Here is a 20,202-nt window from a genome sequence, read left to right as displayed (position 1 = left end):
ATCTCCTCGGTCGCATCAGGACGGGGTCCTTCGCTGCCTGTTCCTGGTTCTCCGGCGAAATTGTCAGTGATCAAGTGCTCGATCGTTATCGGCATTCAGACGCGGGATGCCGACTCGGGCAATGATTCCCATTGGGTCGATCAGGCAAACATGCCAGATCCACTATGCATCCGGCGTTGCCGTACCTTTGGTCGCGACGTGTCGGGCAGAAACTCCTACCGCGGATAGATGTATGGCAAGCTGTGCCGATCCCGAGTGAATGTAGGGCTGGAACAGACGAGCGGACAGCAGCCTGTTCGCTGTCGCCCTACACTCGACGCACATGCATGCTCTCGACGGAGGTGATCGGCGGTTGAACCCCAGGGATCCGCGCGACCAGCACACTGCACGTTACGAAACCGGTTATCAGCCTGGGAACTACAGAGACCCCGCGTACAGCCAGGATCACGGATACGGCCAGGATCACGGATACGGCCAGGATCATGGATACGGCCAGGATCATGGACACGGCCAGGACCAGGGATACGGCCAGGACCAGGGATACCGCCCAGACCACGGATACCGCCCAGACCACGGATACAGCACGGATCAGCAGTCCGATTACCCGAACCGCCAGTCTCGGTCACACCAGGGGCCGGACGTCAACATCGGTACGTTCGCTGGTGGTGTGTTCGCGGCGGCGGTGGTGACCGCACTCGCGGCCTGGCTGTGCGCCTGGATCATCGAGATCATCGCCAACCGAGTGACAGAGAGCGGCAAGCTCGGGGTGTGGAATCCGATGGCCCAGGACGCGTACTGGTTCGCGGCCGTGGCCTTCATGTGCGCGCTGCTGGCCGGGGTGCTCTGGTATCTGCTGCGCCTGGGCACTCCGTCACCGGAATTGTTCTTCAGCTGGATCGTGGGAATCCTGACCGCCGCGGCAGTGATCATTCCACTGGCACTGTCCAGCCACCTCTGGGTGGGTATCTCCACCGCGGTCGAACATTTGGTGATCGGGCTCCCGATTCTCAGCATGGTGCGCATGGTGGGCGCGAAGAGCGTCGTAAACCGGTGAGGAACGGACGACTCGTTCAGAATTTCTGGCGTACCTAGACGAATACCGCGTGGCGCTTGCCGAATGGTCCGCCCCTGCATCGGTGGCGACACTGGACGGCAACGGTGGATCCGCTGATCGGGAGCATCGACATCCCGCGCGGGGACGGCGGCGTGCACGGGCGCCGATCTGGCAGCGTGCAGCACGCGCTATGCGACGCTGGATGTGCTACTCGCACCAGGGACCCGCTCCTAGATCGTTCTGGGTGCGGGTCCTCCGCATGTGGGGCAGGTCGTCCGGCGGTGTCGACCTCGGCGTCGGCCGCGTGGTCCTTATTCTGCGAACGCGGTGCGGCTGGCCCGGTTGCATGTCCTGTTCGACTGCGGGATCCCCGCAGTCGAACACCCGGCGGGAGGTTGCGACCCCGCGTCGGCGCTGCTCGTACGCCAACTTTTGGAAACCCCGTGCCGGTCGCGAATTTCGGCGGCTTCGCACCATGATGGACGGGAGTCCTCACGGTCTTCGTTTTCCAGTACGCTCCGTCTGGACCTAAACGGACTGTATGGATAATGCAGGGGGCTGCGTGCTTGGAGTCCATTCACCATGGATGCGAGAAGCCTTGAGGGCGAAAGGTTTTGCTATGCGAGTCAATGTTCTCGTGGCGACGGCAGCGGTGGCGTGCGCGGCGGCTGGAATCGGCACGGCCGTGGCCTCGGCCGCGCCGCAAGAGGTGTTCGCTACGTGGGAGGTCGGGGTGCATGGCGTCGGCGGCCATAGCGGGGGCAACCTGCAGACCGACGGCACCGCGATCGGCAGCGGAGCGTTGGTACGCCAGATCAATGGCGTCACCGACACCAGTCAGATCGAGGCGGTCAGTTGGCAGCGGCGGACTCGGGTCCGACCGCGATGGAAGAGTGTTGCGCCGTGTGTGGCGGCCAGTCGGCTGTGCAGGGCACGGCCTCCGAGCAACAGCACCCCGACCTTGATCAGCAGCTTGACGATCAGGCCGATACCCGCGCAGACGTCAGCCCAGCTGAAGTCGGCGACCGGCGTGCCGCCCAGTCCGACCTGGATGCCGACCGCGAGTACGCCGACCAATTCGATCCACGCCATGCGGTGATCGGTCGAGGCTTCGGCGTCGCCGGATGTGGGGGTATGGAATACGAAATCAGCGCGCGGGCCGCAGACCGGCCAGGGTCAGCGAAACGAGTCGCTGAACCGCCTCGGGTTCGGTCATCGCTGTCGCCGCGCCGAGTGCGTGGCGGCAATAGTCGGCCAATTCACCTGGATCGACATCGCCGCGCACCGCGCCTTCAGCCCGGGCCGCCGTGATCAGATCGGCGAGGAGTGTGCGCAGATGAGCATCGGCGTGTGCGACATGGTCGTCGTGGTGCACGATGTGCGCGAGTTCGGCCTCATGTCGCTTACGCGCCTGGAAGTTGTGCATCGCGCAGGCCAGCAGACCGGCTGCGAGCCGCTCGGGGGCGCCGTCGATACCGGCCATGATGTCGGTGAGTTCGTCGAGGTGTGCCGCGACTTCCCGCTCATGCCAGGCGATCAGGATGGATTCGACATCGGGAAAGTATTTATAGAGCGTCGCCCGGCTGATACCGGTGGCGTCGGCGATCTGTGACATCGTCACCGAGCGCAGGCCGCGGTCGAGCACCAGTTGGGAGGTCGTAGCCAGGATCGCTTCGCGCACTTCACGACGGTGGGTCTCGATCGTCGTGTTCCACAATCTCGGCATATCTGAATGATACGAGACGGACATGGTAAATACAGTCCGTCTCTGATCAAACGGACTGTACTCTAAAATATTGATGCGAGCTGGAGAGGGGGGCCCGCATCAACTCTCGGGTCGGGTGTGTCGAGCCCACGCCGCCAGCGTGGGCTCGGCAATCAGCTCATCGAGTTGACAACGCGCATCATCCCGAGCGAATCGAAGCCCGGCTCGATCAGGTCGGTGTCGTCCTGGATGGTCGCCGGTTCGACGTCCAGGTGAGTAGCGACCAGTGCGCGGAACTCGGCGAGGGTGGGTGGCTGACGGGTGGTGTTGGGCGACATGGCTATTCGACCACGCGAGGCTGAGATCCGCGGCCCGGAGCCGCTCCGGAAATAACCGGTCGAACTATCCTGAGCCGAAACAGCTGGCCGGGCCGAAACAACTGAGCGTCGCTACCAATTCGGAATTGGTAGCGACGCTCAGTTGTTTCGGCGAAATGTCAGGGCAGCAGGGTAACCTTTCCTGCGATATCGGATTCCGGTTCTGCATTGGCGCAAATGCCGTCATCGGCGAGGGAGACGCCGAGTTCGGGCCCCCCGTCGGAGGAATGCAGGACGATGCAACGGACGCCCGAGATTTCACCCTCCAACTCGACGTGGATCCCATAGGTGTTCGGCGACAAGGCCGTCCAGCTCACCGCCCTGATCCGCGAGGTGATCGCGCCACCGGTCGAGGAGTGGTGGGCCAACTCGCCGCTGCCGGTCGCGGACCCGTCGCTGAACAGGCTGCCGCCCGCCCGCCCCCCGGCATCCCTGGCCTCCACATTCCAGGTGGCGATTCTGGTGGTCGGCGCTGCCGCGGCGTCGGTCGAGTCCAGTCCGACCATTCCGAATGCCAGTGCCAGCGTGGTCGCGGCAAATACGCGAATGTTCATGTGTGCCTTTCGATGTGAATTATTTTATCGGCCTCGTTATCGCGATTCTGTGACGTGGCCGACGGCACTGATAATACGATATGTCTCTATTTGAAACGAAGTGTCTCGTGTTTACAGATAGGCCAGCGCCTCACGGACAGTGATTCGGGAGGCGCGGCTGGCGGCCGCCTCGGTGGCGAGGATCGCCCCGAGGATCACCAGGATCGTCCAGATTCCGACGGCGGCCAGCGAGACCCGGAAAGGCAGCGGAGCCTCCATGAACAGATTGCCGAGACCCGCACCGAGCAGCGCCGTCAACCCGAGGGTGGGCAGCACCGCCAGGATCAGGCTGGCCACAGCCAGACCGAGCCCCTCCGCGACGACAATGCGCCGCACGACCGCGCGACGCGCGCCGATCGCGTGCATAACGGCGAACTCGCGGGTGCGTTCGAGCACATTGGCGCTCATGGTCGAAGCCAGCCCGATAATGCCGAGAATGCCAAGCGAAATGGCGACCGCGACCACCACCATGATGATCGGTCCCAGATGCCCGCTGCTGACCGTATCGCGCACACTGACCGAATCCGCCGATTCCACCGAAAGTCCCGCACCGCGCAGCGCCGTCGCCGCGGCGGTCGCGATCGTGGATCGAGTCTGCTCGTCGTGGGCGCCGGTGACAATGCGCAGCTGGTTGACCATCGGCGCCTGCGCCATCGCCGCGGCAAAGCCTTCCGCGGTGACATAGAGGCCGCCCGCGCCGCCTTCGCGTTCCTCGACAAGCCCGACCACCCGCCACGTGGTGGCCTTGCCATTGACGGTCAGCTGTACGTCGTCATCGATCCCGACGTCGGGAAGTGATTTGTTGCGGGTGATCTGGTTGAGCACGATGGCTCCGGTCTCGCCCGGATTCAGCCAACGACCGGCCAGAAACTTGCTCGGGGGCCGAAATGTGGTGGTGTCGGCCGGGATCGCGGTGACGCTGACACCGCCATGACCTTGATCAGGGTAGGTCCGAGTGACCGGCACCTGGCCCGGACCGGCCAGCCCCGCCTTCGAAACGGCCAGGCCCTCGGCTCGGTCTATCCCGGACACCGATGCCAAGGCCGACTGCACCGCGCTCATCGCTGCAGGCTGGTCCAGCTTCACGTCGACGTCCCAGATGCGCTCCTGCTTGGCGATCTGGCCGACCGCGTCGACACCCGCGCTCAGTGATATCCCCGCGACGAAGACGGTGCACGCACCCGCCATCAAGCCCGCGGCGAGCACGAATCTCGTTGGCCGTCGAACCGTATTGCGCAGCGCGAGCAGCAGACCGCGATCGAGGCGGGGTATGCGGCTGAGCCGGGCCAGCCAGCCGCTCGCGGTTCTGGGGCCGGAGGCGCCGCCGTGATGGTTTATGGCCTCGCGTACGGTGATTCGGCTGGCCCGGACCAGCGGAATCAGTGCCATGACCGGAGCGAGCAACAGACCAGCGGCAATCGTCACCAGATACACCCAGGCCGGGGCGGCGAGAGTGGCGGGCTCAATGCCGATGAAGCCGAAGATGATCTGATCGAGCATGCGCCCGATCAAGACGGCCGGTCCGATCGCGAGCGCGGTCGCGGCGATCGCGATGAGCATGATCATCGTCAGGTAGTGGCGTCCGATCCGCCCGGTCCGCGCGCCGATCGCCTTCATGATCCCGATCTGCGGAACCTGTTGGCTCAGAAGCGTATTCAGCATGTTTGCCACTAGAATTGTGCTCAGCACCAGAGCCGCGGTGCCGCCGGCGAGCAACGATTCGAGCAGCGCGTTGGTCTGCCCCTGATGCGGGTGTGCATAGGGCTCGGGAACCTGCACTTCGCGCACCGAAATACCCCGCTCGGTCTGCAGCCACCGGCTGATCGCCCCGGCCGCGGCGACGACGGTATCGCGATCGCGGGTCGGTGTCTGCCCGCCGGGATCGGCCACCTGAAACTTCAACTGGTCCAGGCGAAGTGGTTGAGGACCCGTTCCGTTGGTGGCCATGAAGGCGTGGCCGGTTTGATGCTGCGGCGCCGGTGCCAGGCTCGGGTCGTAGACCGTGCCCGCAACCCGGAGCGTCACACGCTCGCCGCTGGGCAGCATGGCCATAACGGTGTCGGCGACCGCGGTATCGAGCAGTGCGAGCGAATCGCGACCGATGTAGATGGAGCCCGGTGGCGGTGGCCAGACCCCGTCCTCGACTCGGAATTTCGCCATCCGCATCGGATCGTCCGGTGCCGCGGCGAACACCTGCAGCGGCACATCGCGCATTTCACCGTTGACGGCCAACTTTTCGCTGGTGAACTGAGTGCGCCCGGTGGCAGCGAGAATATCGGGCCGGGTGGCGACCTGCGCCGCCAGTGCCGCCATCTCGGTCGCATCGATCGAGTTGTCGAGCAGAATCGTCGCCGACGCGGGTTCGGTGCCCACATAGGCGTTTCCGGTTTCCCGTGAGCTCACTGCCCAGGCATAGAGCACGCCACCGAATACCGTGAGGCATACGGCGATCGCGACGACCATCATCAGAACTCGGCTCCAGGTCGCGGCCAGATCGCGACGGAGCTTGACGGCAAGCAGGCTACTCACGATCGCACCGCGGTGAGTCGCTCATCGCTGACGATTCGGCCGTCTACGAGCGTTACCTCGCGCTTGACGATGGCCCGGATATCGCGTTCGTGCGACACCACCACGATGGTCCGGCCGTCGTAGTTCAGGTCGGTGAACAGCTCGAGCACCGCCTCGGCGGTGGCCGAATCGAGGTTGCCGGTCGGCTCGTCGGCGAGCAGCAGCGGCGGCTCGTTGGCCAGCGCCCTGGCGATGGCGGCCCGCTGCTGCTGCCCGCCGGACAGTGTCGCTGGCAGTTTGTCGGCCTGGTCGGCGATCCCGACCCGATCGAGCAGCATCCTGGCCCGTTCGAGCCGGTCGCTCGCGGTCACGACCTTCGCGAAATCCATTGGCAACATGACGTTTTCGAGAACCGTCAGGGTCGGCAGCAATTGGAAGAACTGAAACACCAGCCCGACGTTGCGGCCGCGCCATTCGGCGAGTCCGGACTCCGAAAGTGTGCCGAGATCAGCGCCAGCGGCCCGGATGTCGCCCGATGTCGGACGGTCGATTCCCGCGAGCATGTTCAGTACGGTCGTCTTGCCGGAGCCGGAACGTCCGACGATGGCGACGAAGTCTCCTTCGTCGATCTCGAGGTTCAGGTGATCGACGGCGACCACCGTGCTGTCACCCAGGGGATAGGTCTTGACGACGTCATCGACCTCTATCGCGAATCCCATTGTCCGACACTCCTAATCGATGCGAAGGATGCCCGCTCGCGTGCGCGCTAGGCGACTCGTTCCAACGATACGATATGTATTGACTAGAACAAAGTGTATTGATTAACTCGGTGTCGCTGGGTCGTCGGTGCGCGGCGGCCCGATGTGGAGAGGAGGCATGTGATGACGGATCTGCCCGGCCGCACCAAGCGCAAACGCGAGGGTGGCCTGCCCAGATGGGTAGTGATCGGCGGGATCGTGTTGGCCATCATCGTGGTCTTGGCCGTGGTGATGATGATGCTGGGTGGTGGGGGTGGGCACGGCCCGGCTCGGCATATGCCACCGGCGGGTGGGCACGGCGGTCATTCGGCATCGGTAGCGCCGTCCGCGCCGGTCACCTCACCGGTCGAGTCCGTGCCGTCGGCCAATAGTGCAGTGCCGACCGGTCTTCCACCCGGCCATGTGCCGCCGTCCGGTGGGCACGGCTGAGGTCGCGTCGCGGCCAGTTGCCTCCGGGATCGTGGGGCCCGGAAGCGTCGTAGCGTTGTCACGCCCGGTTAGCCGCGGGTGTCCTGGTTCGCTCGGGCTGGCGGTCCGGTCTGCGCAGTCCGTGGGCCGACATGCCCTTCTCGACTACGAGTTCGAAAAAGACCTAATAGTGCAGGAACAAGCCCCATCTCGTGCCGCCCCGCACTGACTGGGAGTCGATGATCGCCGCGGTCGGTGTGGCCTTGCGGCCGGCGCGTACTCGGGTCCGGTCTCGCAGCACGTCGGTGATCCGTTGCCGCACAACGGCTTTGGTTCATCGACGGAAGATGTCGTAGACCGTCGTCGGAGGCGGGAAGTCCGTGGGCAGCGCCCGCCAGGTGATGCCGCCATGTGCCAGGCAGAAGATGGCGTCCGAGACCAGGCGGCGGGGAGGGTTTCTCGCCGCGACCGCCCTTGCCGCCGGTGATCTTGTCCGCGAGCGTTGACGGCAGTTGTGCGTGAATTTCGGGGGTCTTCGAGCCATTCCTTTCCGGTCCCTGTGATCAAGCCTCCGTCGAGGCGGCAGTGTGCAGTGCCAGTGCAGTGGGGACGCTGATCCCGGCCGAACCCAGGTCAAGGCGGTTGAGGAGGTTCTGGATAACGACGTACAGGTTCATGGACCGATCCTTCTTCCGGAAATCCGAGCCAATTGGTTGTGACTGCTGTCACTGTGTGCTCTCATCAAGATACACAGATACATGATAGATATCTGCGTATCACCCAACGAAGGGGAGCATCGGCATGGACCGCATGAGCAGACGTGACGCATTGAGAACTGGTGGCGGATTGCTGGGGGCCGTCGGTGCGATAGCGCTGACCGCACGCACTGCGAGAGCGGAGCCATGGAAATGGTCGCCTGCCGATTCGGTGGTCGGCGCCGGTAGTGACGCTGACCCGATGACCGTCTACGACCCCGCCGCCGACTCCGTGCTGGCGGATGTGATCGACCATGCCGACGTGCCGCAGATCAACAGGTTGCTGGCGACCTGGGTCTACAACGACCAGCCCCTGCCTGCCGGCCTGCCGAAGGGGTTGGCCGACTTCATCGAAGAGGCTCGTCAGCTGCCCTCATGGGCCGATCATGGCGCACTCGCCAGCTCCTTCGAATTCACCAAGAAGCGAGGAACGTATCTCGGCGTGCTCTACGCCTTCGCCAGCGGCATGATGTCCACGGTCATCCCACACGAGGCACTCGCGGTGTACTACTCACGCGGCGGATCGCATCTGAAAGAACGCATCGCCAAGACCGCGAAGTTCGGGTACGACATCGGTGCGGTCAACGCCTACGGCGACGGCGGCGAAATGATCGTGACCTGTGTGAAGACCCGGATCATTCATGCGTCGGTGCGCCGTCTGCTGCCGCAGTCGCCGCACTGGCCCGCCGACGTTACACCGATCAGCCAGGACGACTTGATGGTCACCTGGCACAGTCTGGCTACCACCATCATGCGGACCCTCACAGCGTGGAAGATGCCCATGACCGTCGCGGAATCAGCCGGCTATCTGCACAGCTGGCAGCTGGCCGCACACCTTCTCGGCATCCGCGACGAGTACATTCCGGCGACCTGGGATCAGGCCAACGCACAGGCCGCGCAGCAACTCGATCCAATCCTCGCCCCCACCAGGGAGGGCAACGACCTGGCCAATCAGCTGCTCAATCTGGGGGCTGATCTCGACTTGACCCTGCTCAGCCGCGGTGTTCTGGGGGCATTCACCCGATTCATTTTGGGAAACAAGATCGCGGACTGGCTCAACATCCCCCGGGAACCGGTCTGGAGCCCGCTGCTGGAGGTCTCATGGGGCCCGTATGTCGCCGTTCGGGAAGGAGCTTTGTCAATCGCTCCGGTGCTCGACGCCCCCTACTGGATGTTCGATGAGTTCCTGCGGCAGTTCGTCCTCTGGTACATGGCCGAACTGCGGATGCCCCTGAGCATCGAAATCCCGCTGACCAACCGCTGATTCGCCATTCTCCACCAGCGACCGCGTCGGCATCACAGCGGCTCGCGTGATGCCGACGCGAAACCTTCAGATCCAAAGAAACAGCTAACGTACCCATGTATCGGTAACGATGTGGAGACGTGGAACGCGATCAGGAGGACGCCGTGGAATCTGCTCCGCTCGCCAATGAGCTCCCGCTCGGTCAGTCCTTGATCGAACGCGCCTACCTGCAGGCCGTTCAACAGGTCGATGACACCGACGGATTCCGTACCCGCATCCTCGACGCGGCCGCCGAACAATTCCGGCAGTGGGGTATTCAGCGCTCGACCATGGAAGACGTGGCTCGAAGGGCGGGCGTCTCACGCATCACCGTCTATCGCCGATTCAGCACCAAAGAAGAGCTGGTCGAACTCGTCATCCTGCGTGAGTTCCGTCGGTACTTCGATACCTTCCTCGTCGATATCGCCGCGGCGACAGATGTCGGCGATCGCGTAGTCCTGGGATTCGTGAGCTCCCTGCGCGCTCTGCGCGGCAACCCGCTCATTGGTGCTCTGATCACCGCCGAACCCGACTACGTCGTGAGCTCACTGGTCGGAGACGGTGGGCGGGCGGTAGCCATGGTCCGCGAATTCGTCGCCCGTCAACTGCGCCAGGAGCAGCGGGCCGGCACCATCTCACCGGACCTGCGGGTCGAGTTGGTCGCCGAGGTGATGGTTCGAATCTGTGCCTCCTTCCTGGCGATCCCGAGCCAAGTCGTCGACCTCGACGACGACGAACAACTCGCGGCGATCGCTCGTCAATTTCTCGTCCCCATGCTCGAGCCGCCGGGTCGATAGACCATCACCCCGGAATCCGGCTATCGCGGCCTCGGTGCCCAAGGCGATCAGCAGCTGGGGCGTTAGTCGGCCACGTAGCGCAGCATCACAACCTTGTCGAAGTGCTTCGTCTCGGCCAGCCGGAGCTGAATTCGCTTGTCCAGCAACGGGAAGAGTGGCGTGCCGCCGCCGAGGACCACCGGATAGAGGAACAGCCAGTACTCGTCGATGAGCCCGTGCGGCATCAGCGAGGCTGCGAGGCTCGCGCCGCCGACCTCCATCACCCCGTCACCTCCGGCCTTGAGCCTGCGGACCTCCTCGACCGCGTTCTCGCTGATCAGGGTGCTGTTCCAGTGGACCTCGGTGAGCGTCCTGGAGAAGACGACCTTGGGCTTGTCCGTCCAGAGCCGGCCGAACTCGCGCGCGATGCGCGGCGCGTCCTCGGGCACGTGGGGCCAGTACTCGGCCATCAGCTCGTACAGGCGACGACCGTGCAGCGAGACCTCGATCTCGCGGTACCTGTCGTTGTGGAACTGGTGCAGCTCCTCATCCGGGACAGTCCAGTCGATGCTGCCGTTGCGGTCGTTGACGTAGCCGTCCAGGGACACGCCGAATGAGTAGATCAGTTTCCTCATGACTGGGTAGACCTCCCGAACGTGGAGAACTCATCGGCCTTCCGGGAACTCCTCCTGCCCAGTGTCTCGATGCGGATCGTCGCCGCCACGATATGCCCGACACCGGATACGCATCCGTCGCGGGTGCGGTCACCGCGACCGTTCGTGGGACCAGCGTGAACCGGGCTTCAGGTCTTGCGGAGCAGGCCGGTGACGCCGGCGAGGAGGATGGCGGTGAATATCCAATTCTCGGCGTGGGCCGACGGCAGAGCTGAGACCAACTCGTCATCACCCACCCGCCTGTCGCGTCGTTCCCGGGTTGCGCGGACCACGGAGACTTGTCGTCGTGCTCTCGGTGAGGATGAATGATTTGGCGGCTGAAGCCGTGGGCGTGCTATCGGTTGGGCTCATCGAGCCCCCGGGAGGGCTGAGCGCCGGTCTTCGCGAGCAGGCGGCGCGCGGGATCGTCCACCGAGGTCGAGTAGTTACCTGGGCCGACTCCACCGGCGACGTTGACAACGCGCCGTCGTTCTTCTCCGATCTCACCGGTTGGGAATGCAGCGACAGTTCGCTCCATCTAGAGGACTTCGTCCCGGTCGATATCGCCATCATCGATGATCAGCCGCACATCGGGGAGGACGACCAACGGCTTCTACTCCTGCACGGCATTGCGTTGGCGCGGGTGGTGGGCCGGCTTGTCTACGAACTCGACCCACCCGCTCCGGTTCGCTGCATCATCGGCGTGAACCAGACCAACGCCACGTTCAGGTTCCACCGAATCCGTGTCGGCGAATGCTGGAACACTCCCAACCTGGACGACTACCGACAGGACAAAATGATCGTCATCGACGTCGAGCCGCCCGGCGGCACGTGAACGGATGCGGGACCGGCGGCGGCCATGGCCAATCCTCGCGCGGGACTCGGCCGGTCGGCGGTGTCCGAATTCGGCGATAAAGGGTTGTTCAGCACTGGAATTCGAGCATCGGCTCTCGCTCGGTCGGCGTGTTGCCGAGTCGGTCCGACTGAACCGCCTCGGGCTGCCCGATGATCGGCTTACGGAACACTCCGCGGGAAAGGTGCCCGCAGCTGGCTGGCTGCCTTATTCAGGTGGCTGTTCGTCCGCCGATGTTCAGCAGCACACCGACCGGGGGAGGCTGGCATCGACGTGCCCGGCGGGCACGGTGCGCGATCTGACGAACGGCCGCGGGGGTTTTGTCGAACGGCTGCGGCGATTCCGTCGTAGCCGATATCGAGTAGATCGCGCAGCACGAACACGGCGCGTTCGGTCGGTGACAGCGTCTCGAGGACGAGCATCAGCGCGATCGACATGCTCTCGGCGAGCTCGAGGTCAGCGGCCACGTTCGGTGTGGTGAGCAGCGGCTCGGGCAGTCAGGGACCGACGAGGATTCCTTGCGGCGGCTTGAAGAGCCGGGCAACACATGCTGGCGTTGACCGAGTTCTCGCCGGACCGGGCAACATACCGGTCACCGAATAGATGGCAGGACGACATCCCCATCAGTTGACCGGTGTCCAGCCGATCCGAGACGTCGCCGGTTCTGGACCGCTCGGTTCGCGGTGCTCATCGACCGTTCACATGCGCAGGTCGATTCGGCGGTGTGGTTCAGAGCAGAGCGTATTCGGACTTCGCAGTTGTTCGCGTCCGGTCGATTCTTTCGCACCACTGGTCGTGCAGTGTTCTCCAGTCTTCGGCGGCGGTGCGGATCCACTTCATTTCCAGCTCTGCCGCAGCCAAGGCGGGTCTCTCCCTTTCGAATTCGTTATCCGCGTGGGCGGCGCGGTCGACCAGCTCGCTCCAGCGATTGAAATCCTGATGTAGTGCGTCTTCGACCTTCGTGCGCATTGCAGCTCCTTGGTGGTTGTAGTGATCTTGTGGATCGGTTTCTCGGACAAGGGGTATCGGGTTCCGGCAACGTGGTCGGGTAGCGCGGACCCTGGAGGCAAGAGCCGTTGAGGCTCGCCGATGCAGCAGTTCTGGTGTTGTGGAAACGCTCAGCTGTTCGGCAACGTCACGCAATAGCGGCTACTGTCCCGTTATTGCTGTCCGCCGCGGTGTCGCGGAGGTCAATCTTCAATGTGATGACGCGGGAGTTCGCGAGCCATTGGCGGGCTTCCGCTCGCCGACCTCGTGGGCAACTTGCGGGGCGTGCGGTCTCTTCGACCTGGCGCTTGCAGGCTGCCGACCTTCCCGGCCGTCTTATTTGATATCAACTTGGTCACAGTTTACGCACGGTCGGTTAACTATGTACAGGGAAATGTGGGAGTTGCTGCAGAAAACCGCAGGACGCCGCCGCTCTGTCGCGGATCCAGCGAGTTTGCTAGATCGAAATGGGTTCAGGCGACCGAATGCACCGCGCGATCGTGAAGGCCACCAAGCCTGTGAACCTCGACGCCGCGCCCGGCGCGGTCCGCTGCGGGCGTGAACCTGTTCGTAGCCGCGGGTCGATTCGGCTCACGCCGCCAAGGGGGGCGGACAACGGCGGAGGCCGCGACCCGCTGTCGAACATTCGGGCCGACTGTCGTTTTCGATCGGGTTCGCAAGGGCAACGCGAGACTGCGACTCTCCTCTGTGGAGTGAATCGGCCTGCGGGCCTCGCGTAGTGCGCTGAGGGTCGATCACCACCGGTTATGCCGGCAGGACGCCACGGTAGATGAAGTTGAATTCGGATTCAAGACTTGACGTAGGTCACAACTTGATGTTGAGTTCAGTTTCAATTCGTTGGTCGAACGGTCCGCGCAAACCGGTCTCGGACCCGAGCCAGACATGACGATTGAGGGAACTGCATGACCCCACTTCTGACTGTGGACGATCCGTCTTCCAGGCTTCCAGTCGCGAGCAGGCTTCTTCGCGCGGTCGGTGTGGAACTCGACGCCGGAGAAGTCCGGCCGAGCCTTGACGCCCAGCGAATTCAGTGCCGTCGCCGCACCGGTGGTCTGTCGAAGCGGCGGTGAGTTACGTGTCCCTTTCTCCGATAGTTCAACTCTAAAGAGCGATAATGCCCAGTGTTTCGCCGGAAACCGCCCGGCTCACCTTTCGTACACTCGAACCGATTCACGGGATGATCTACTTCAGCCCGCATGGACAGCAGTGCTACGCCGAAATCGGCCTGACCGGACGGGCCATGACATATTTCGCGCCCCGTTCGGCAGCAATGGGACCGGTACCCGCGGAAGTCACCATCGCAACATTCTTCAACTTCAATCCCGTGGCCGTCCGTTCGGCACTGCCTGCGGCCTGGCAGATCGCCACGCCTGCGGACGTCTTGGCAGCGAGGTACGAAGCCGTCGACCGCTCGCTGCGCCAAGCATGGGGTGAGGAGGTCGACGGCAGCGCGGTGCGGGAGGCGGCCGATCTTGCCCGCCGGGCCGCGGAACGCGCATGTGATCGGCCTCAGGGCCGTCCGTTGTTCGCCGGACACGCGCAGCTGCCGTGGCCGACCGCTCCGCACATGGTGCTGTGGCATGCGCAGACTCTGCTTCGCGAGTTCCGCGGAGACGGCCACGTCGCACTGCTGCTCAGCGAAGGTCTCGACGGTAGGGAGGCGCTGATCACACACGGCGCGGCGGGGATCATCAGCGCGGAAGTCCTCCGTGTCAGCCGGTATTGGAGTGAACAGGAGTGGGCTGAGAGCATCGAGCGGTTGCGTTCTGACGGTTGGCTTCTCGCTGGACCCGACCTCGCCTTCAGCGAGGAAGGGCGGCGGCGCCGGCAATCGATCGAGGACCGGACCGACCAACTCGCGGTGTATCCGTACGAGGAACTCGGCGAGGAGGGCTGTGCGCGTCTGCGCGAGCTGAGCTTGCCGCTGACAAAGGCGGTTGTGCAGGCCGATCTGGGTTTCCCGGCGGAGCTGGTTGCCCGCCACGCAAACGCCCACTGACCGAAGCGCAGCGGTCCTCGCGGATCAGCGCGCACACATTGTGGTGGATGGCGCCGGTCATCGGATTCAGCAGGAGCGACCTGACGCGGTCAACGAGGCATTTGTGAAGTTACTCGACTCCATTTGATGCGAATGGAGTAGAGCGCGATAGCGGGAGCGGCCGCAGACGGTTTCGCCGACGGGACCGAATCGGATCGCACCCGTGCGTATTCGCATTCTCTCGAACGTGAGGTTCGAGGCACAAAGAAGAAGGAAACAGATGAGGAAAACGATTGCAGCAGCGACGCTGCTCGTCTCGACGCTCGGCGTCACGGCCGGAACGGCCGGAACGGCATCGGCGGCACCGGCCGATGCCGGGGCGGTGGGTTACAAGGTATCGGTCGGAGAGCGATCGTCGGTGATCGATCTCGCTGCCGGCTCGATTACCGTCGAAGAGGGGGTGCTGAAGATCAAGGCGCCCGGCGGTGCTGTGCTGGCCGGTTCGGAATTGTCCTTCCGGGTGGATGACTACGTCTTCCCCATCGCCGCCGAAATCCGCGACCGCACCGCTACTTTGACGCCGCAGCTCGACCTCGAGCACGCTGTGTACAAGCCGGTGGCCCTGCCCTATGAAGATCAGGCTCCCTGGAAGACCCAGTACGACCGGGAACAGGCCGCCTGGGCGCGACTGTCCTCCACGATCCTCATGGGCGCGACCATCGGCACCACCGTCGGCGGCATCGGCGGCGCGGCAGTCGGTTGCGTGCTGGGCGGGATCGCCGGGGCGACCGTCGCTTCCGCGGCGATTGTCGGCTTGTTCGGAGCCTTCATTCCGGCAGCCGCCATCGGATGTATAGGAGGAATCGTCGCCCTCGGTGCGCTGGGGTCGTTGGCGGGCCAGCTTCTCGTCACCGCTCCGGTCGCGATCATGGCGGCTGTCCAGTACTTCACGACGATCAATCAGCCGGCGCCGGCGCCGGCGCCGGCGAAGTAACGCCAACTCGCACAGCGGCTATCGCCCTGCCCAGTCGGTTCCAACCCGGCTGGGCAGGGCCCTGGCTTTTCACGGCCGACGCCGTGACCGCACGCCGCGGCGCCGAGTGCAGACCGACAACGGGTGTGCGACGATCACTTCGAGAATGCACGGCAGGACAGGGAGGGTGGTTGATGGCCAGGACGGCCGACGACGAAGCGGTATCCGCGCAGATCCCCGCACTGGCCGATACCCCTGTCCTGCGGGAGCCTCCGCTTACGGCCCGCGGTTTACGAACGCGGGCAGCGCTGGTGGCCGCGGCCCGAGTCGTGTTCGAGCGCGACAGCTACCTCGATGCGCGGCTATCGGACATCACGACCGAGGCGAAATGCTCCACCGGTAGCTTCTATACGTATTTTTCGAGCAAAGAAGAGATCCTGCAGGCGGTGCTGGAAGCGTCGCAGCACGAGATGATGCATCCGGGGATGCCGCGGCTGAGCGCCAACGAGTCATCTCCGGTCGCGGTAATCGAGGCGAGCAACCGCGCCTACTTCGAGGCGTACAAGCGAAACGCGAAACTGATGCTGATCCTCGATCAGGTGGCCGCGATCGATCCGAAGTTTCGCGAGATACGCCGACGCCGCGCCCGCGCCTTCAGCGACCGCAACGCTCGGTCCATCAGGGATCTACAGGAACGAGGCCTCGCCGACCGGGAACTCGATCCCTACGCCGCGGCACGTGCGCTGTCGGGCATGGTCGGCCGAATGGCGTACTACGCGTTCGCCCTCGAAGAGGAGACCTCGCTCGATGATCTCGTTCGAACAGCTACGCGCCTGTGGGCCAATGCGCTGAAAATCGACGTGGCCGCCGACTGAGTCAACTGGCTGGGGACCGCGGTCTCCGGACATACCGGCGGTTCCGCCGGCGCTGGAACCGGCTAGAGGCCACCGCATCCGAACTGCGAGACGGCTGCCTCGCCACGGGTGATCTCTGGAAGCGTCGGCGCCGATCGACCGGCGGAGTTCGTACGAGGTCGGTGGGTGCGCCTGATATGAAGGTGTGAATGGGACGTAGGAACTTGCTGGAACCGACACTGACGACCTTGCCGCACGGGCCGCACGGTCTTGCTCGTGATCTGGTGACAGGGTCGCAGCGTCAGCGGCTGTTGTACGGGGTGACGGTCGTCGTCGCGGACCGCGGCTACCTCACCGCGACGGTCGCGGATATCGCTGCGACAGCAAAGGTTTCGCGGCGGACGTTCTATCAGCACTTCCCGGACAAGGAAGCATGCTTCCTCGCCGCGGCCGAGACGGGGCGCGATCTGATGATCGATCATCTCGAGCAGGTAATGGCGCGGGTATTGTCCGAACCGGTGGAGCCGCTCGAGGCTCTCCGGCGCGGCATTCGGGAGTATCTCACCCTGTTGCGTGACGAACCATCATTCGCGCGCTCGTTCTATCTGGAGACCGCCGTGGCCGGATCGCGCGCGATCGAGTCGTTCGAACGATGCCAACGCTGGTTTGCCGGATTCATCCGATCGTGGCGTACAACGGCAGACCCCGTCGATCCATCGGTCCCCGATTCCGCATATCTGGCGGTGACCGATGCGACCAACGAGGCCGTGCGCCGAACCCTCCGTGCCGGAGGTGATTTGCTCGAGCTCGAGGACAGCGTGATGTACATCCACCGCGCGCTGCTCGGGCTGGCCGTGCCTGCCGACTAGGACACGACTCTGTCGCCTGCCCCGGTGAGGTCGCAGGAAGCGTCGTTGCTGGTGTTGCCACCTTCGGACACGATCTTCGCGAACACCTTCGCGCAGTTGGCCGAAGCGGTGTTCGCCATGATGGTGGAGTTCCGCAAGACGACGGTGCCCAATGGGGCATCGACCCGATCCGTCACCTGGTGCGGAAGGGTGTCGAGGTAGGCCGGCGCCACATTGATGCCGCTGCCGCCGTCCGGGGCAGTGTTTCCGGTGATGGTGGCGCGCTCGAAAGTCACTACGCCCCGGCCACGCACATCCACACCGCCACCACGACCGGCGAATCCACCAGGGCGGTACCACTCTCCGGGGTTGACCACGCGGTTGTCGGAGATCGTCGAGTCCGTGAAGGTGCAGGTGTTGTCACACCGCACGCCGCCCGCCTCACCGGACGTATTACCGGTGATAGTCGTATTTTTCGTCTGCAAATCCGACCCGGGCACATTGAAGATGCCGCCGCCGTACCCGGCGCTGTTACCTCGAACCATGACGTCGTCGAGTACGAGGTTCGACGAATTGGCTATGCCGCCCCCTCCGGTGTCGTAGAACGGGATCTCATGTTGGGCGGTGACTCCGCCGGTCACGGTCAATCCCGCCACCATTACGGGAGCGGCAACACTGAGGACTCGGTCGATCCCGTTGGCGTCCAGCACTGTCTGGTCGCGCCCGGCGCCACGCAGCACCGTCGGCGCGGTGAGGTTCAGGTCACCCGTGGTCGCATCGGGGTTGCGGCCCTGCACTTTCTGCGGATCGGGCCGTATCGACAACACGTACTGTCCGGCCGGCACCACGATCGTACTGCCTGGACGGGCATTGGCCGTTTGCACTGCGGCGCGCAGTGTGCACGTGCCAGAGGCCGTGCGGCACAATCCACTTCGGGGGTCGGCCGCGATCCCGTCTGCTGTTGTGTTCACAGTGATCACCGCTGGAGCATCTCCGCCGGGTGCGTTGTCCGCGTTGGCCGCTCCGGGGAATCCGACTGCGGTTCCAACGATTAGTGCCGTGATGGCGACGGCGCTGGCCGTCGCAGCAGAGGTGTTCGTCGTCATGAAGTCTCTGATCCGATCATGGAATGAAGTGGGGTACGCCCGCGTATAAGTGGGGTACGCGAATGTTTACAACTTCTAGCAGAGTGACGACCCATCGGTGGCGTTTCCGGGAATCTTGTTGGCAGTTGACGATTCGCTCACCCGGCGTCTCCGGAACGACTGGCGGCGACTCTCGAAAAGCCGGTCACCGGCAGCGGCCAGTCACGCCCTGAGCGTGCAGCGCGCCTGGCCATTGACGCCGACAACCTTCGGAGCGGCGATGTCATCAGACATCGCCGCTCCCTCGGGATCGGTCAGGGTTATACGGCGACGGACGCGCTCTCGCCGGCCGTCGCGGACTGCTTGCGTACCACCGTTTCTGGCAGTGCCCAGGTGCTGCCGAGCGTGCACAGCGCCATGATCATGATGAAGACGGAGACCGACGTGGTCGATCCGGTCGTCGCGAGCAGCGCGGTCATGAGGAATGGTGTGCCGCCACTGACCAAGATGGCGGCCAACTGGTAGGCCAGCGTGATGCCCGAGTAGCGGATTCGGGGCTCGAACAGCTCGGCGAGATACGCCGCGAGCGGGCCGTACACCAGCCCGGAGCCGAGGCCGCTGCCGACCACGGTGGCGATCAGGATCGCACCGAGCGAGCCCGTCTCCACCAGCCAGAAGAACGGAAATGCCCAGAGCGCCATGATCGCTGCTCCCGCGAGCATCAATGGACGGCGACCGTAGCGGTCGGACAGCGAGCCGGCGAAATAGATCACGGGCACGCTGATGGCAGAGGAGATCAGCGACACCATCAACAGGCCGTGGCGGTCCAGTCCGAGTTTCCGGACACCGTAATCGAGAACGCCGGCGACGCTGATGTAGAAGATGGCGTTGCTTCCGAACAGCAGTCCGGCGCCGAGGACAACCCGCTTCGAATGCTTCTTCAACACTTCGACAATCGGGGCCTGGGTGACCGCGGTCGAGGCCTCGTCGGCACGGGCTCGCAGCCGACGGAACTCAGGGGAGTCCTCGATGCGTAGCTGAATGAACAGCACCACAAAGAACAGCACGGCGCTGGCCAGGAAGGGGATCCGCCAACCCCAGGTCAGGAAGTCGCGACCCTTGACGAACTCGCTGACCAGGAGGAATGCGCCCGTGCCCATCATCAGGCCCAAGGGCACGCCCATCTGACCGAAGGTGCCCGCCTGGCCCTTGCGGTTGGGTCTGGTGGTTTCGGTGAGCAGCAGGGTGACCCCACCCCACTGGCCGCCCACGGCAATGCCCTGCAGGAACCGCAAGGCAACAAGCAGAATCGGCGCGGCCACCCCGATCGATTTGGCGGTGGGCAGCAGGCCGATCGCGCAGGTGGATGCCGCGACGAGGATCAGGCATGAGACCAGTGCTGGCTTGCGGCCGAAGGTGTCGCCGATGTGTCCGAACACCAGTCCGCCGAGCGGGCGGGCGATAAAGCCCGCCCAGAAAGTGCTGAAGGACAGCAGCGTGCCCATGAGCGGTGACGAGTTGGGAAAGAACAGCTTGCCGAATACCAGGGCAGCTGCCGTTCCGTAGATGAAAAAGTCGTACCATTCGATCGAACTGCCGACCAGGGCAGCGCCCATGAGTCGCCGCAATTTCTTTCGATCCGGGCTGCCGGAATCCGAGTTCGGAGTCATACCTATCTCCAAGTTGAGAGCGAACCTGATGTGACGCCAGTCACGATCAGTCACTGATGTGATG

Annotated in this window: 20 protein-coding genes and 1 pseudogene; 9 read left to right on the top strand and 12 right to left on the bottom strand. The window is 64.1% G+C overall.

Going from position 1 to position 20,202, the window contains the following annotated elements:
• Positions 1–322: 322 nt before the first annotated feature.
• Positions 323–1,054, top strand: a complete 732-nt coding sequence (locus tag ACHQ4I_RS27805; protein WP_420774802.1) for a hypothetical protein — start codon at positions 323–325, stop codon at positions 1,052–1,054.
• Positions 1,055–1,891: 837 nt separating this feature from the next.
• Here the strand turns inward: ACHQ4I_RS27805 and ACHQ4I_RS27800 are convergent.
• From ACHQ4I_RS27800 to ACHQ4I_RS27775, 6 genes are all read right to left on the bottom strand, one after another.
• Positions 1,892–2,146, bottom strand: coding sequence for a hypothetical protein (locus ACHQ4I_RS27800; protein ID WP_420774801.1), 255 nt, complete (start codon positions 2,144–2,146; stop codon positions 1,892–1,894).
• 55 nt (positions 2,147–2,201) lie between these two features.
• Positions 2,202–2,780 (bottom strand): TetR/AcrR family transcriptional regulator, encoded by a 579-nt coding sequence (locus tag ACHQ4I_RS27795; RefSeq protein ID WP_420774800.1) that lies wholly within the window; start codon positions 2,778–2,780, stop codon positions 2,202–2,204.
• A gap of 152 nt (positions 2,781–2,932) precedes the next feature.
• Positions 2,933–3,097: a phosphopantetheine-binding protein gene (locus tag ACHQ4I_RS27790; RefSeq protein ID WP_420774799.1), complete on the bottom strand. Its 165-nt coding sequence runs from the start codon at positions 3,095–3,097 to the stop codon at positions 2,933–2,935.
• A 158-nt stretch (positions 3,098–3,255) separates the two neighbouring features.
• A complete protein-coding gene (locus ACHQ4I_RS27785; RefSeq protein WP_420774798.1) occupies positions 3,256–3,690 on the bottom strand; it encodes a hypothetical protein in 435 nt (144 codons plus the stop codon).
• 111 nt (positions 3,691–3,801) lie between these two features.
• Entirely contained in the window at positions 3,802–6,258 is a 2,457-nt protein-coding gene (locus ACHQ4I_RS27780; RefSeq protein WP_420774797.1) for an FtsX-like permease family protein, read from the bottom strand.
• Positions 6,255–6,956, bottom strand: a complete 702-nt coding sequence (locus tag ACHQ4I_RS27775; protein WP_420774796.1) for an ABC transporter ATP-binding protein — start codon at positions 6,954–6,956, stop codon at positions 6,255–6,257. The genes ACHQ4I_RS27780 and ACHQ4I_RS27775 overlap by 4 nt, the downstream gene beginning before the upstream one ends.
• 162 nt (positions 6,957–7,118) lie before the next feature.
• Between ACHQ4I_RS27775 and ACHQ4I_RS27770 the strand changes: the two genes are divergently transcribed.
• The gene (locus ACHQ4I_RS27770) at positions 7,119–7,424 is read left to right on the top strand and encodes a hypothetical protein (protein WP_420774795.1); all 306 of its coding nucleotides are present in this window, start codon (positions 7,119–7,121) and stop codon (positions 7,422–7,424) included.
• A 313-nt stretch (positions 7,425–7,737) separates the two neighbouring features.
• Here ACHQ4I_RS27770 and ACHQ4I_RS27765 read toward each other — a convergent pair whose 3' ends face one another.
• Positions 7,738–7,947, bottom strand: coding sequence for a transposase (locus ACHQ4I_RS27765; RefSeq protein ID WP_420774794.1), 210 nt, complete (start codon positions 7,945–7,947; stop codon positions 7,738–7,740).
• 257 nt (positions 7,948–8,204) lie between these two features.
• On the opposite strand from ACHQ4I_RS27765, the gene ACHQ4I_RS27760 reads away from it, so the two are divergent.
• Positions 8,205–9,422, top strand: a complete 1,218-nt coding sequence (locus ACHQ4I_RS27760) for an oxygenase MpaB family protein (protein WP_420774793.1) — start codon at positions 8,205–8,207, stop codon at positions 9,420–9,422.
• A 143-nt stretch (positions 9,423–9,565) separates the two neighbouring features.
• Entirely contained in the window at positions 9,566–10,237 is a 672-nt protein-coding gene (locus ACHQ4I_RS27755) for a TetR/AcrR family transcriptional regulator (RefSeq protein WP_420774792.1), read from the top strand.
• 62 nt (positions 10,238–10,299) lie between these two features.
• Here ACHQ4I_RS27755 and ACHQ4I_RS27750 read toward each other — a convergent pair whose 3' ends face one another.
• Positions 10,300–10,851 carry a dihydrofolate reductase family protein gene (locus ACHQ4I_RS27750; RefSeq protein WP_420774791.1) on the bottom strand — a complete coding sequence of 184 codons (552 nt, stop codon included), beginning with the start codon at positions 10,849–10,851 and terminating at the stop codon, positions 10,300–10,302.
• Positions 10,852–11,200: 349 nt separating this feature from the next.
• Between ACHQ4I_RS27750 and ACHQ4I_RS27745 the strand changes: the two genes are divergently transcribed.
• Positions 11,201–11,704, top strand: coding sequence for a hypothetical protein (locus ACHQ4I_RS27745; RefSeq protein WP_420774790.1), 504 nt, complete (start codon positions 11,201–11,203; stop codon positions 11,702–11,704).
• 264 nt (positions 11,705–11,968) lie between these two features.
• Here the strand turns inward: ACHQ4I_RS27745 and ACHQ4I_RS27740 are convergent.
• Together ACHQ4I_RS27740 and ACHQ4I_RS27735 are read right to left on the bottom strand one after the other, a co-directional pair.
• Positions 11,969–12,248 (bottom strand): annotated as a pseudogene (locus ACHQ4I_RS27740) (sigma factor-like helix-turn-helix DNA-binding protein); the annotation flags it as partial.
• A 203-nt stretch (positions 12,249–12,451) separates the two neighbouring features.
• On the bottom strand, positions 12,452–12,691 hold the full coding sequence (locus tag ACHQ4I_RS27735; protein ID WP_420774789.1) for a hypothetical protein: 240 nt from the start codon (positions 12,689–12,691) through the stop codon (positions 12,452–12,454).
• A gap of 1,153 nt (positions 12,692–13,844) precedes the next feature.
• Here ACHQ4I_RS27735 and ACHQ4I_RS27730 point away from each other — a divergent pair.
• The 4 genes from ACHQ4I_RS27730 to ACHQ4I_RS27715 all read left to right on the top strand — a co-directional run bounded on the left by ACHQ4I_RS27730 (position 13,845) and on the right by ACHQ4I_RS27715 (position 17,404).
• Positions 13,845–14,729 (top strand): SCO6745 family protein, encoded by an 885-nt coding sequence (locus ACHQ4I_RS27730; protein ID WP_420774788.1) that lies wholly within the window; start codon positions 13,845–13,847, stop codon positions 14,727–14,729.
• 259 nt (positions 14,730–14,988) lie between these two features.
• Entirely contained in the window at positions 14,989–15,702 is a 714-nt protein-coding gene (locus tag ACHQ4I_RS27725; RefSeq protein ID WP_420774962.1) for a DUF8020 domain-containing protein, read from the top strand.
• 173 nt (positions 15,703–15,875) lie between these two features.
• Complete coding sequence (locus ACHQ4I_RS27720) at positions 15,876–16,556, top strand: TetR/AcrR family transcriptional regulator (RefSeq protein ID WP_420774787.1); 681 nt, start codon at positions 15,876–15,878, stop codon at positions 16,554–16,556.
• Positions 16,557–16,744: 188 nt separating this feature from the next.
• Positions 16,745–17,404 carry a TetR/AcrR family transcriptional regulator gene (locus tag ACHQ4I_RS27715; RefSeq protein ID WP_420774786.1) on the top strand — a complete coding sequence of 220 codons (660 nt, stop codon included), beginning with the start codon at positions 16,745–16,747 and terminating at the stop codon, positions 17,402–17,404.
• Here the strand turns inward: ACHQ4I_RS27715 and ACHQ4I_RS27710 are convergent.
• The gene (locus ACHQ4I_RS27710; protein WP_420774785.1) at positions 17,401–18,354 is read right to left on the bottom strand and encodes a right-handed parallel beta-helix repeat-containing protein; all 954 of its coding nucleotides are present in this window, start codon (positions 18,352–18,354) and stop codon (positions 17,401–17,403) included. The two genes, ACHQ4I_RS27715 and ACHQ4I_RS27710, sit on opposite strands and share 4 nt — an antisense overlap.
• Before the next feature lie 434 nt (positions 18,355–18,788).
• On the bottom strand, positions 18,789–20,138 hold the full coding sequence (locus tag ACHQ4I_RS27705) for an MFS transporter (protein ID WP_420774784.1): 1,350 nt from the start codon (positions 20,136–20,138) through the stop codon (positions 18,789–18,791).
• Positions 20,139–20,202 lie beyond the last annotated feature (64 nt).

Source organism: Nocardia nepalensis, assembly GCF_048910785.1.
Lineage (GTDB): Bacteria > Actinomycetota > Actinomycetes > Mycobacteriales > Mycobacteriaceae > Nocardia > Nocardia nepalensis.
Note: the sequence above shows the minus strand (reverse complement) of the source record. Positions and strands in the feature narration are given on the sequence as shown.